Below are 13,555 nucleotides of genomic sequence, written 5' to 3'. Positions count from 1 at the left end.
CCGGGCCGCGCGCCCGGTTCAGTCGGTCGGGTGCGCCAGCAGCGCGGTCAACTCGGCCGGGGTGAACACCCGGCCCGGGCCCACCGCCCCGGCCCCGCCCACCGCGCACGGGTCACCGGCCCCGCCGTCGCCCCCGCCCCGCACCGCCCGCAGCAGCCGGCCCGCCTGGGCCCGCCAGGGCTGCGCCCCGACCTCCCCGAAGGCCGCGCAGGCCCGCCGGAACCGCTCCGCCGCCTCCTCGGTGTCCCCGTCCAGCGCGGCCACGCAGCCCAGGTCGGTCTCCACCCGCGCGGACAGGAACCGGTCCGCGAGCTCGTCCGTGATCTCCAGTGCCCGCCGCAGCGTCTCGCCCGCCGCCCGGGACAGACCCTGGCTCCACTGGGTCTGCCCCAGGCCGTGCAGCGCGTGCGCCTCCCCGACCCGGTCGCCCTCGCCCCGGGTCAGCCGCAGCACCGTCTCGAAGGCGGCCGCGGCCCGCGCCGGCTCCCCGGCCCGCAGCCGGACCTCGGCCAGCCGGTAGTGGGACTGGGCCTCGGCCCGCACCGAACCGGTCCGCCCGCTCAGGGCCACGGCCCGTTCGGCCAACGGCAGGGCGCGGGCCACCTCGCCCCGGTCGAGTTCGATCTGCGCCCGGAAGCCCACCAGATGCGCCTCGTTGCCGATGTCGCCGAGCGCGTGGAACCCGCGCAGGGCCTCCTCGCACGAGTCCAGCGCCCGTTCCCAGTCCCCCTGGAAGCGGGCGCACATGGCCAGGTTGCGGTGGGCCAGCGCGGCCCCGGCCGTGTCCCCGCTCCCGCGCAGCAGCCGCAGCGCGGCCATGGTCCAGCCCTCGGCCTGCTCGTAGCGCCGCTGGTAGATGGCGAGCGAGCCCAGCAGCCGCAGCATGGTGGCCTCGCCGGGCACGTCCTCGGCGGCGCGGGCGGCGGCCAGCGCGCGCACCGCGCACCGCTGCCACTCGTCGAGGTGGTTGCGGGTCTCGAAGTGGGGCACCGCGCTCTCGGTGAGCATCCACGCCTGGCGGGCCCGGCCGGACTCCGCCGCGTGCTCCACCAGGTCCGTCACACAGCCCCGCTCCGAGTCGAACCAGTCCATCGGCGCCCGCAGCAGGTCATCGGCCACGCACCCCAGGAAGACGGGCGCGGGCGCGGCGGGCCGGCCGGTCGGGTACGGACGCCCGTCCAGTCTCCGGTGCGCCTCCTCGGCCAGCCACAGCCAGGCCGCGAAGGCCCGTTCCAGCGCGGCGTCGGCCTCGCCGACCGGCTCGTCGGCCTCGGCCCGCTCCCGGGCGAAGAGCCGCAGCAGGTCCTGGAAGCGGTAGCGGGGCGCGCGGTCGGGGTCGGTCTCGGCGAGTTCGAGGAGCTGGGCATCGACGAGCTGGTCCATGAGGTCCTCGGCGTGCCACACGTCGGTGTCGGCGACGGCCGCGCCCGCCCAGGCCGCGAAGTCGGCGGTGCGCAGCAGGCCCAGCCGGCGGTACATGCGGGCGGCCTCGGGGGTCAGGTCGCGGTAGGTGAGGCGGAACCCGGCCCGCACCCCGCCCTCGCCGGGGCTGAGCACGTCCAGCCGGCCGCGCTGGTCGCGCAGCCGTTCGACCAGGCCGCGCACGCTGAGGTTGGGTTTGGCGGCCAGCCGGGCGCCCGCGATCCGCAGGGCGAGCGGCAGCCGGTCGCAGAGGGTGCCGAGCTGTTCCACGGCCACCGGGTCGCCGCCGAAGCGGTCGGCGCCGGCGAGCCGGGTGAGCAGGGCGGTGGCCTCGGCGGGCTCCAGGGTCCGCAGTCGGATGTTGAGGGTGGTGTGGTCCCCGGTGAGGTCGCCGAGGCTCTCGCGGCTGGTGGCCAGCACCACGCTGCGGCCGGCCCCGGGCAGCAGGGGGCGCAGGGCGCGGAAGGAGCGCACGTTGTCGAGGAGGATGAGCATGGCGCGGGTGCTGAGCAGGCTGCGGAAGAGGGCGGCCCGTTCGTCGGCGTCGGTCGGTATCTGCGGGGCCTCCACGCCCAGGGCCCGCAGGAAACGGTCGAGGACGGCGGCCGGCGAGACGGGGGCGTGTTCCTCGTCGTAGCCGCGCAGGTCGGCGAAGAGCTGCCCGTCGGGGAAACGGTCGGCGACCTGGTTGGCCCAGTGCACGGCGAGGGCCGTCTTGCCGACCCCGCCCACCCCGACCACCGTGGCCAGGGGCGGGATCCGGGGGTCGTAGGGCTCCTTGAGCAGCCGGTCCAGGGCGGCCAGCTCGCGCTGCCGGCCGGTGAACGCGACCACGTCGGCGGGGAGCTGGGCGGGCACGGGGCCGGGCGCGGGGGCGCCGGCGGTCGCGGTCGGGGTCGGCGGGCGGGTCAGTTCGGGGGAGTCGCGCAGGATCAGGTCGTGCAACTGGCGCAGTCCCGGGCCGGGTTCGATGCCCAGTTCCTCGATGAGCAGCCGCCGGCCCTCCAGGAACACGTCCAGGGCCTCGGCGCGTTGGCCCGAGCGGTACAGGGCGAGCATGAGGTGTTCGCGGGACTGCTCGCGCAGCGGGTGCCGGCGCACCAGCTCGGTCAGCTCCCCGCCCAGGGCCCGGTGCCGGCCCAACTGGAGCATCAGGCCGGCCCGTTCCTCGATCAGCGCGAGTCGCAGCTGTTCCAGGCGGACGGCCTCGGCCTCGGTGCGGGCGCCGGCCGGTCCGTCGAGCGCGGCCCCGCGCCAGACGCTCAGCGCCTCCTCGAAGAGGGAGCACGCCTCCTCGGCCCGCCCGTGTCGGGCGGCCTGCCGGCCGCGTTCGGAGGTCTCCAGGAACTCGTGCAGATCCAGGCGGTGTTCACCCTTCGCGAGCAGATAGCCGGGCGGGGAGGTGACGAGCAGGTCGTCCACGCCGGCCTGCTTGAAGGTCTTGCGCAGTCCCGCCACGCAGATGGCGATCTGATTCCGGGCGGTGGCGGGCGGCGCGTCGGGCCACACCTCGTCCACCAGCGCGTCCACGGAGACCACCCGGTCCGCGTTCAACAGCAACATGGTCAGGACCACCACCGGGCGGCGGCCGTTGATCCGCAGGGGTCCGTTATCGGTCTGGACGAGCAGTGGCCCCAACACTCTGAAGACAAACTGATTCAAAAGGTCCCCCGGCCTTGAAACCGCACGTCAGGCCGGAACGGTACCGCAAAGCCGATGCCTTGGTGCAGTCAACAGATGGGAAAAACAGGGGCGGTTTCCGGCCAGATGCACCGGCTTGTGGGTCCGCGTCACGGGACACCCCCGTCCCATTCGGCGAGAAGGCCCCGCCCCGTCCGGCCCCCGGGTCGATCCGGTTTCCGCCGATTCGTCGGACCCGTCGGCGGCTTCCGCTTCGCCACCCGGGGCCCGGTCGCCACCGGCCCGCCGGCCCCGGTCCCGCAGGTCCGACGGACGCGAAGACGCTCCGCCCCCGCTTCGCTCCCGCAACGCCCGGCCGGCGCGGCCCCGCGGCCGAACCGGTGCCGTCGCGCTCCCGGCCCGTCGATCGGGAGCCCCCGTCCCGCCGGCCGGGAGCCGCGCATCCGGCGCCGCCCCGAAAACGGGACGGGGTCGGTGCCTTCGACCCTGGCGCCGCCCCCACCCGTCGCGATCATGGAAAGGGCCGCCCGTTCCACCCCCCGGAGTACCGCCCCGCCATGAGTGCGCCCGAGCCCCTCGCCGCCGCCCGTCTCGTCGACGTGCTGCCCGCCCTGCGGCACGTGGACGAACGCCTCGTCGCCGAGCGGCTGGAGGACGTGCGCCTGACCGCGGGCTGGTGGGCCCGCACCCCGCTGACCGAGGTCGAGCGGGTGATCGGACGCGAGGCCCTCACCCACGTCGTCGCCCTCACCCTGCGGGCCCTGTGGCCGCACACCCCGATCGGCGAGGCCCTGCCCGTGCTCGGCTCCGAGGACGGGCGCACCGTGGCCGTCGTCGCCCGCTCGGCCGGCGCCGGGCTCGCCGCCGGGGACCGGGCCCTGGCCCGCCTGTTCGGCCGGGTGCTGGAGACGCTGCCCGTGATCCTCCCCGGGAGCGTCGCCGCCGACGAGGTCGAGGTGATCGCCCGCTGGCTCCCCGACACCGCGCCCGAGGAGGTGCGCCGCGCCCTGGAACGGCTGCGGGGCCGGCTCACCCCGCCCCCGGCGCCGGCGCTGCCCGATCCGCTGGAGGCCGTCGAACGCCTCGTCTCCGGCTGGGAGGAGCGGATGCGGGTGATCGCCGCCCGGCGGCTGTTCACCGCCCGCCCCGACACCCTCGCGGCGCTCGGCCACCGCTTCCTCATCACCCGCGAACGGGCCCGCCAACTCGAACGGCACGCCGCCGAGCGGATCGGCCACTGGCTCATCGGTCGCGGGCCGCACGCCGCCGAGGGCCGGGCCTTCGCCGGCCACCTCGCCGAACTCGGCGACCGGTTCGGCGCCGTCGCCCGCCTCTCCGAGGTGTACGAGGCTCATCCCCGGCACGTCGTCCGGGTGCCGGGGCTCGACGTCCGGCTCGGCGAGGTCGTCGCCCGCCTGCTGCCCGACCGCGAGGCGACCGGCGCCTGGGTGGTGCGCGGGGATCCGGGCCGGCTGCGCACCGAGACCCGGGCCGCGCTGCTCGCCGTGTGCGAGCACGGGCCCGTGCCCTGGGAGCGGGCCGAGGAGGTCGGCGCCCGCTTCGGGATCCGGCCCGAGGTACTGCCCGAGTGGGTCCTCGACCTGGGCCGCTTCCGGATCCTGGACGGGCTGTTGGCGCACTGGTCGCGGTCGGTCGCCGACCGGGCCGCCGTCGTCCTCGCGGTGGTCGGCCGCCCGCTCGCCTTCGACGAACTGCACACCCGGCTCGACGACGGCACCGCCCCGGCCAGCCTGCGCAACCAGATCACCGGCGACCCGCGCTTCCTGCGCGTGGACCGCAACCGGTACGGGCTGCGCGCCTGGGGCGGCGAGGAGTACCTCGGCATCCGCGAGATGATCACCCGCGAGATCCTCCGGGCCGGCGGCGAGGCCGAGGCCCACGCCGTGGTCGAGGCCCTCACCGAACGCTTCGACGTCACCGCCTCCTCCGTCCGCAGCAACCTCCACCACCCCGAGTTCGCCCGCGCGGGCCGCGGCCGGGTGCGGCTGGCCGGCGCCGAGGACGACCGCCCCGCCGAGGCGTACCGGCCCCGGCGCGACGTGGCCGGCACCCGACGCTGCTTCCGGGGCGTCGACGGCCGCTGGTGGTACCGCCTGGAGGTCGGGGTCGAGCACCTGCGCGGCTCGGGCACCTCCGTCCCCACCGGCTGGGCCGTGCACATCGGCGGCTCCCCGCTCGGCGAGCCCGTCACCTTCGCGCACCTCGCCGGCGAGACCACCCTGCAATGGCGCACCCAACCCATCCTCGGCACCCTGCGCCCGCTCCTGGAACACCTCGGCGCGGGCCTGGGCGACCTCGTCTTCCTCAACGTCGCCGACGGCCGGCTCGACGCGCTGCGCCTGCCGCACACCGGCCCCGACCTCGCCCCCGCCCACGCCGCCGCCCGCCTCACCGGCTGGGCCGCCCCCGCCGACCGGACCGAGGCCCTGGCCCTGATCGCCCGCCGCGTGGACCTGCCGGGCGCCGACGAGGTCGCCCTGATCGACCGGCTGCTGGAGCGCGGCGACCGGGACGTGGCCCACCTGCTGCGCGCCCCCCGCCCCGCGCTCAGCGGTCCACGGGGTACCCCAGCGGCTCCTTCACCCGCTTCATGATGATCTGCGAGTTCACCTCCGTCACCCCCGACAGGGCCGTCAACTGCTCGATCCACAAGCGCTCGTAGGCCCGCAGGTCGGCCACCGCGATCCGCAGCAGACACCCGGGCGACCCGAACAGCCGGTACGCCTCGATCACGTCCGGGATGTCCTGGAGCGCGGCCTCGAACGCCTCCACCGCCTCCCGGTCCCGCTTCACCTCCACCGACACCAGCACCTCGAACCCGCGCCCGATCGCCGCCGGATCGATCACCGCCCGGTACCCGGTGATCACCCCGTCCTCCTCCAGTTGCCGCACCCGCCGCATGCACGGCGACGGGGTCAGCCCCACCCGGGCCGCGAGCTCCTGGTTGCTCAGCCGGCCGTCCTGTTGCAGCTCACGCAAGATGTGTCGATCGATGGCGTCCATGGCGCAATCATCGTGCGTCGAACATGAAATCGGCCCACAAACTCGCAATCGTGTTGCGCGTCGATGTTCCTATCATTGCGGGCGGTGTGCTCGGGGGAGCCTTTCGCACCACTTCGACGACAGGAAGGGCGGGCCGTGGGCCGCATCGTGGTCATCAGCACCGGCGGAACGATAGCCAGCCGCTGGCAGGGTTCCGGATTCGCCGCCGACGCGGACGGCAACGAGGTCATGGCCACCGCGCCGCTGCCCGAGGGCGTCACCGTCGACGTGGTCGACCTGTTCAGCGTGAACAGCCCGCGGCTGACCACCGCGCACCAGCTGACCCTGCTGCGCACCGTGCACGAGGTCCTCGCCGACCCCGCCGTCGACGGCGTCGTCGTCACCCACGGCACCGACACCCTGGAGGAATCCGCGTTCCTCCTCGACCTGCACCACGACGACCCGCGCACCGTGGTCCTCACCGGCGCCCAGAAGCCCATGGGCAGCGAGGACGCCGACGGCCCCGGCAACCTCTACGACGCCCTGCTGACCGCCGCCACCACCCGCGGCCTCGGCGTCCTGATCGCCTTCGGCGGCCGGATCCACGCCGCGCGCGGCACCGTCAAGACCCAGACCATCGCCGCCGACGCCTTCGCCGACCCCTCCGGGGACTGGCTCGGCAAGATCGGCTTCGGCAAGGTCAGCGTCGTGCGCACCCCGGCCCGCTCCACCCCGCTGGCGCTGCCCGCGATGCCGACCGTGCCCCCGCGCGTGGACATGGTCATGCACCACGCCGACGGCGACCCGGTGCTGCTGAACGCGGCCGTCGCGGCCGGCGCCAAGGGCCTCGTGCTGGTCGCCACCGGCGCCGGCAACGCCACCCCCGAGATCGTCGACGCGGTCCGCGCCGCCATCGCCCAAGGGGTGCTGGTCGCCCTCACCACCCGCGTGCAGGCCGGACCCGTCACCGAGATCTACACCCACGGCGGGGCCGTGGACCTCGTCGCCGCCGGCGCCGTGCCCACCGGCACCCTGCGCGCCGGCCAGGCCCGGATCGCCGTGCTGTCCGCGCTGCTCGCCGACGCGGCCCCCGCCGAGCGCCCCGAGATCCTGCGCCGCGTCCTCAGCGACACCACCCAGGTCCTCGCCGGCCTCTGAGCCGACCGCGCGGACGGGCGGGCCGCCGGCCGGGAACCCCCGGCGGCGGCCCGCCCGCTCACGTGGCGACGTCCGCGTCGCCCGTGAACGCCGCCAACAGCTCCTCCGCCGCCAGCGTCGCCGTCAGCGCGCCCGAACGCACTCTCTCCGCCAATCCCGGCGCCAGCGACCGCACCCGCGGATCGGCGTGCAACCGGGCCAGCAGCGTGTCGTGCACCATCGACCAGGTCCACGCGATCCGCTGCTCGCTGCGCTTGGCCTCCAGCCGGCCGCCCGCCTCCAACACCGCCCGGTGCGCCTCCAGCCGCTCCCAGACCTCCGCGAGCCCGGTGTCCTCGCGCGCGCTGCACGTCAGCACCGGCGGGGTCCACGCGGCCTCCACCGGGTGCATCAACCGCAGCGCCCCCGACAGCTCCCGGGCCGCCGCCCGCGCCTCCCGCTCGTGCGGCCCGTCCGCCTTGTTCACGGCGAGCACGTCGGCGAGCTCCAACACGCCCTTCTTGATGCCCTGCAACTGGTCCCCGGTCCGGGCCAGGGACAACAGCAGGAAGGAGTCGACCATCCCGGCCACCGCCGTCTCCGACTGCCCCACCCCGACCGTCTCCACCAGGACCACGTCGTAGCCGGCGGCCTCCATCACGATCATCGACTCGCGGGTCGCCTTCGCCACCCCGCCCAGGGTCCCGGCCGAGGGCGAGGGCCGCACGAAGGCCGCCGGGTCCACCGACAGCCGCTCCATCCGCGTCTTGTCGCCCAGGATCGACCCCCCGGTCCGGGTGGACGAGGGATCGACGGCGAGCACCGCCACCCGGTGCCCGGACCGGGTCAGCAGCGTCCCGAACGCGTCGATGAAGGTGGACTTCCCCACCCCCGGCACCCCGCTGATCCCGATCCGCCGGGCCCGCCCCGCGTGCGGGGTCAGCTCGGTCAGCAGCCGCTGCGCGGCCACCCGGTGATCGGGCCGGGTGGACTCCACGAGCGTCACGGCCCGGGCGATCCACGCCCGCTTGCCGTCCAACACGCCCTTGGCGTACGCCTCGACGTCCACGACCCTGCTCGGCGGCATCCCGCGTCGCTCCCTTCCCGACCGGCCGGCGCCGGCCTTCAGCCCCGGTCCGCCGACTCCGAGGGCTCGACCAACTCGTGCCCCAGTTCCTCGCCCAACCGTACGACCAGGTCGTAGGCGGCGTCCGGGATCACCGTCCCGGGCGGGAACACGGCGGTCGCGCCCATCTCCAACAGGGTCGGCACGTCCTGCGGCGGGATCACCCCGCCCACCACGACCATGACGTCCTCACGGCCCTCCTCGGCCAGCTTCTCCCGCAGCGCCGGCACCAGCGTCAGGTGACCGGCCGCCAACGAGGAGACGCCCACCACGTGCACGTCCGCCTCGACGGCCTGCCGGGCCACCTCCTCCGGGGTCTGGAACAGCGGGCCCACGTCCACGTCGAAGCCCAGGTCGGCGAAGGCCGTCGCGATCACCTTCTGCCCGCGGTCGTGCCCGTCCTGCCCCATCTTGGCGACCAGGATCCGCGGCCGGCGGCCCTCCGCCTCCTCGAACCGCTCCACCAGCGCCCGCGTGCGCTCCACCGACGGGGACTCCCCGGCCTCGTTGCGATACACACCCGAGATGGTACGGATCTGGCTCGAATGCCGCCCGTACACCTTCTCCAGGGCGTCGGAGATCTCCCCGACCGTCGCCTTCGCCCGCGCCGCGTCCACCGCCAGGGCCAGCAGATTGCCCTCCAGACCCGGCCCCGAGGCCCGCCCGGCGGCCTCGGTCAGCGCCCGCAGCGCGTCCTGGGTGACGGCCTCGTCCCGCTCCGCCCGCAGCCGGCGCAACTTCGCGATCTGCTGCTCGCGCACCGAGGAGTTGTCGACCTTCAGGACCTCGATCTGCTCGTCGGAGTCCACCCGGTAGGCGTTCACGCCGATCACCGGCTGCCGCCCCGAGTCGATCCGCGCCTGCGTCCGCGCCGCCGCCTCCTCCACCCGCAGCTTCGGGATGCCCGCGTCGATGGCCTGCGCCATCCCGCCGGCCGCCTCCACCTCGCGGATGTGCGCCCAGGCCCGCCGGGCCAGGTCGTGGGTGAGCCGCTCCACGTACGCGCTGCCGCCCCACGGGTCGATCACCCGGCAGGTCCCCGACTCCTGCTGGAGCAGCAACTGCGTGTTGCGGGCGATCCGCGCCGAGAAGTCCGTGGGCAGCGCCAGGGCCTCGTCCAGGGCGTTGGTGTGCAGCGACTGGGTGTGCCCCTGCGTGGCCGCCATCGCCTCCACACAGGTCCGGGTCACGTTGTTGAACACGTCCTGCGCCGTCAGCGACCAGCCCGAGGTCTGCGAATGCGTGCGCAGTGAGAGCGACTTGGAGTTCTTCGGCCCGAACTCCCGCACCAACTTCGCCCACAGCAGGCGCGCCGCCCGCAACTTGGCGACCTCCATGAAGAAGTTCATGCCGATCGCCCAGAAGAACGACAGGCGCGGCGCGAACGCGTCCACGTCCAGCCCCGCCTCCCGCCCCGCCCGCAGGTACTCCACCCCGTCCGCCAGGGTGTACGCGAGCTCCAGATCGGCCGTGGCCCCGGCCTCCTGGATGTGATAGCCCGAGATGGAGATCGAGTTGTAGCGCGGCATCCGCTGCGAGGTGAACGCGAAGATGTCGGAGATGATCCGCATCGACGGCTTCGGCGGATAGATGTAGGTGTTGCGGACCATGAACTCCTTGAGGATGTCGTTCTGGATGGTCCCCGCCAACTTCTCCGGCGGCACCCCCTGCTCCTCGGCCGCCACGATGTACAGCGCCAGCACGGGCAGCACCGCGCCGTTCATCGTCATCGACACCGTCATCCGGTCCAACGGGATCCCGTCGAACAACTGCCGCATGTCGAGGATCGAGTCGATCGCCACCCCGGCCATGCCCACGTCACCCGTGACCCGGGGGTGGTCGCTGTCGTAACCCCGGTGCGTCGGCAGGTCGAAGGCCACCGACAGGCCCTTCTGACCCGCCGCCAGGTTGCGCCGGTAGAAGGCGTTCGACTCCTCCGCCGTCGAGAACCCCGCGTACTGCCGGATCGTCCACGGCTGGTTCACGTACATCGTCGGGTACGGGCCCCGCAGGTACGGCGCGATGCCCGGCCGGGTGTCCAGGAAGTCCAGGCCCTCCAGGTCCCGCGCCGTGTACAGCGGCTTGACCCCGATGCCCTCCGGGGTCTCCCACAGCAGATCGTCGGCGGCCGTCCCGGTCGCCTCCTTCACCGCCGCCCGCCACCGCTCCTCCGCGCCCGCCGCCCCGGCCCCCGAAGGACCGGACGCCGGCGAACCGGCCCCGCCGTCCCGCCACGCGATCCGCGAGAAATCGGGGATCCCGGAACCACCGCTGCCGCTCACCGTGCCACACCCATTCCGTCCAGGACCCCGCCGAGCACCGCCGGCGCGTCACACCCCGCGAACACCCACGCGTCCACCGCGCCCTCGGCCGTCCCCGGCCGACCGGCCAGGAACACCGTCCGCGCCCCGGCCGCCCGCAACGCCGCCGCGACCCCGGCCGCCGACTCCTCGTAGAGCGCGTCGCTCGAACACAGCACGGCCACCCCGTCGGCGCCGCTCGCCGCGTACGCCGCCCCGGCGCCCTCCGCGTCCACCGACACCGGATCGTGCACCGGCTCGATCCCGCCCGCCTGGAACAGGTTCGAGGCGAACGAGGCCCGCGCCGTGTGCGCGGCCGCCGGACCCAGCGCGGCCAGGAACACCCGGGGCCGCGCCCCGGTCGCCGCGAGGTGCGCGTCCGACCGGGCCCGCAACTCCTCGTATGCCTCGTCCCGGCGCACCACCGGCAGGCCGCCCGGCCGCCCCGCGCGCACCGGACCGCCCACGGGGGCGGGCCGTTCCACCGGCTTCTCGGCGAGGAACGGGAACTCGCTCACCCCGGTGATCGGCTCCCGGCGCGTCGCCAGCCGCCGCGAGCGCCTCGCCCACCCGGCGGCCAAGCGCTCGCGCACCAGCCCGGACCGCAGCGCCGCCGGCAGCCCGCCCGCGGCCTCCACCTCTTGGAAGAAGCCCCAGGCCGTCTCGGCCAGCCGGTCCGTCAGCTCCTCCACGTACCAGGAGCCGCCGGCCGGGTCGATCACCCGCGCCAGGTGCGATTCGCGCACCAGCACGGTCGAGGTGTTGCGGGCGATCCGGCGCGCGAAGGCGTCGGAGGCGCCGAGTTCGGAGTCGAAGGGCAGCACGGTCACCGCGTCCGCGCCGCCGACGCCCGCGGCCAGGGTCGCGATCGTGGTCCGCAGCATGTTCACCCACGGGTCCCGACGGGTCATCATCACCGAGGAGGTCACGGCGTGTTGCCGCTGCGCCCCGGCCTCCGCCGCCCCGCAGGACTCGGCCACCCGTGCCCACAGCCGGCGCGCGGCCCGCAGCTTCGCGATCGTCAGGAACTGGTCCCCGTCGGCCGCGTACCGGAACTCCAGCTGCCCCAGGGCCGCCGGCACCTCCAGCGCGCCGCCCTCGGTCAGGGCGCGCAGCGCGGCCACCCCCGAGGCCAGCGACAGGGCCAACTCCCAGGAGGGGGAGGCCCCGGCCTCGTGATAGGGCAGCGCGTCCACGACCAGGGTCCGCACGTGCGGCAGGCGCGCCGAGACCTCCGCCGCCAGGGCCACGCCCTCGGCGATCACGGCCGGATCCGCCTCGATCCCGGTCCGGGCCTCCCGCCCCAGCCAGTCCACGCCCAGGGTGCCGCGGGCCTCCTCGGGCGCGGTGCCGCGCGCCTCCCACAGCCCCAGCAGGGCCCGGCCGGGGGCCGAACCCCCGTCATGGGGCTCCAGGACCACCGGTGCCAGGTCCAGGTACACCCCGCGCAGGGCCCGGTCGAGGAACCCGGCCGGGTCCTGCGAGGCCCCGGCGTCCAGGGGCAGCCACAGGGAGGTGGTGCCGTTCTCCAGATCGGCCAGCACCGCCTCGTTCAGGCGGGCCGGATCGGGATCGGCCAGCCGCTGGCGCACGTCCCACCCGGCGACGACGTTCCCCTCCGCCCGGCCGCCGCGCGAGAACGGGGCGTGTCCCGGGAACTCCGGCTCGACGCCCGCCTCCGGCCCCCCGGGGTCGGCGCCCGGGGCGGGCGCGGTGTAGAGCGGGCGGGTGCGAAGCCCGTCCTCCAACTCGGTGGACAGCGCGTCTTCCGCCTCGGCGCCGGAGACTTCCTTGCCCGACTTGCGCAGTACGCCTTCGACCAGGCGCTGCCACTGCTCATGTGTCGCGTCAGGGAACTCGGCGGCCAGGGAGAGCCCGTCGTCAGGCAGGACCGTCATGACTGTGATGCTAGGGCGGTCGACGTGTGAACGCCCAGAGCCACCCGATGTGATCTGTCCCTCTCGTTTGAGCCGTACGGGGTCTCGAAAGAGCAGGTCGGAGCGGGTAGGGCGGGCGCGCGCGCCGACAACGCGCGCCCGGCACTCGTTCCGCGCCCCCCGGCCCGCCGAGTTCCGGCCATGATCGGGGCTCGATCACGACCGGATCGGGGGCGGTCAGTCCCGCCGGGCCAGTACGTAGCCCTGCGGCCCCTGGACCGGCCCCTCGTCCGGATACGGCTCCCGTTCGGTGCGCGCCGTCACCCGCAGCCCCGCCCCCGCGAGCATCCCCGCGACCAGGTCCACCGGGTGGTGGTGCACGGGCATCGGGGGCTCCAGCTCGTGCCCGTACGCGGACCGCAGCAGCCGGGCCGGTCGCAGACCGGACTTGAAGGCCACCACCAGCGTCCCGCCCGGCGCGAGCACCCTGCGGAACTCGGCGAACAGCGGCGGGAGTTGCCCCGGCGGGGTGTGCACGGTCGCGTACCAGGACACCACCCCGTCCAGCGAGCCGCTCGCGAAGGGCAGTTCGGCCGCCCCGGCCTGGAGCAGGGGGACGGCGGGCAGCGCGGCCCGGGCGCGGCGCAGCATCCCGTGCGACAGGTCCACCCCCACCACGTCGAGACCGGGCCGGTCCGCGAGCCGGCCGGTGATCCGGCCCGTGCCGCAGCCCACCTCGGCGACCCGCGCGCGCCCGCCCCTCACGGCCCTCGCGGTCTCGGCCGCGAACACGTCGAGCACGGCGAGGTCCCAGGGGTTGCGCTCCAGGTGGCCGTCGAGCAACTCGGCGTAGGCCCCGGCGACCCGGTCGTAGGCACGGCGCACGGCGGGGTCGGGGGCAGGCGCGGGGGTGGGGCGGGGGAGGGGAGGAAGGGTCATGCCGCCCACCCTGCCGGCCGGTCCGGACACCGGGCGCGGGACTCGGGCACGTGTACGGAATGTGGCGTGCGGGGCGCGGCTGTGGCGGCCGCGTTGCCGGGCTGTGAAAT

The 13,555-nt window shown here is 75.2% G+C and carries 8 protein-coding genes; 2 read left to right on the top strand and 6 right to left on the bottom strand.

Going from position 1 to position 13,555, the window contains the following annotated elements:
• Positions 1-18: 18 nt before the first annotated feature.
• Positions 19-3,063, bottom strand: coding sequence for a BTAD domain-containing putative transcriptional regulator (locus ACN20G_RS04080; protein WP_424211334.1), 3,045 nt, complete (start codon positions 3,061-3,063; stop codon positions 19-21).
• 557 nt (positions 3,064-3,620) lie between these two features.
• Between ACN20G_RS04080 and ACN20G_RS04075 the strand changes: the two genes are divergently transcribed.
• On the top strand, positions 3,621-5,678 hold the full coding sequence (locus ACN20G_RS04075; protein WP_424211333.1) for a hypothetical protein: 2,058 nt from the start codon (positions 3,621-3,623) through the stop codon (positions 5,676-5,678).
• On the opposite strand, the gene ACN20G_RS04070 is transcribed toward ACN20G_RS04075, so the two are convergent.
• On the bottom strand, positions 5,632-6,087 hold the full coding sequence (locus ACN20G_RS04070) for an Lrp/AsnC family transcriptional regulator (protein WP_424211332.1): 456 nt from the start codon (positions 6,085-6,087) through the stop codon (positions 5,632-5,634). The genes ACN20G_RS04075 and ACN20G_RS04070 overlap by 47 nt on opposite strands.
• Before the next feature lie 135 nt (positions 6,088-6,222).
• Here ACN20G_RS04070 and ACN20G_RS04065 point away from each other — a divergent pair, with 135 nt between their 5' ends.
• Positions 6,223-7,224 (top strand): asparaginase, encoded by a 1,002-nt coding sequence (locus ACN20G_RS04065; protein ID WP_424211331.1) that lies wholly within the window; start codon positions 6,223-6,225, stop codon positions 7,222-7,224.
• A gap of 58 nt (positions 7,225-7,282) precedes the next feature.
• Here the strand turns inward: ACN20G_RS04065 and meaB are convergent, their stop codons facing one another.
• From meaB to ACN20G_RS04045, 4 genes are all read right to left on the bottom strand, one after another.
• Entirely contained in the window at positions 7,283-8,290 is a 1,008-nt protein-coding gene (gene meaB / locus ACN20G_RS04060; protein WP_424211330.1) for a methylmalonyl Co-A mutase-associated GTPase MeaB, read from the bottom strand.
• A 38-nt stretch (positions 8,291-8,328) separates the two neighbouring features.
• The gene (scpA, locus tag ACN20G_RS04055; protein ID WP_424215363.1) at positions 8,329-10,569 is read right to left on the bottom strand and encodes a methylmalonyl-CoA mutase; all 2,241 of its coding nucleotides are present in this window, start codon (positions 10,567-10,569) and stop codon (positions 8,329-8,331) included.
• Between the two features lie 38 nt (positions 10,570-10,607).
• On the bottom strand, positions 10,608-12,527 hold the full coding sequence (locus tag ACN20G_RS04050; RefSeq protein WP_424211329.1) for a methylmalonyl-CoA mutase family protein: 1,920 nt from the start codon (positions 12,525-12,527) through the stop codon (positions 10,608-10,610).
• Positions 12,528-12,743: 216 nt separating this feature from the next.
• Positions 12,744-13,445 (bottom strand): class I SAM-dependent methyltransferase, encoded by a 702-nt coding sequence (locus tag ACN20G_RS04045; RefSeq protein ID WP_424211328.1) that lies wholly within the window; start codon positions 13,443-13,445, stop codon positions 12,744-12,746.
• Positions 13,446-13,555: the final 110 nt, after the last annotated feature.

It is taken from the genome of Streptomyces dryopteridis, assembly GCF_049606955.1.
In the GTDB taxonomy this organism is placed as follows: domain Bacteria; phylum Actinomycetota; class Actinomycetes; order Streptomycetales; family Streptomycetaceae; genus Streptomyces.
Note: the sequence above shows the minus strand (reverse complement) of the source record. Positions and strands in the feature narration are given on the sequence as shown.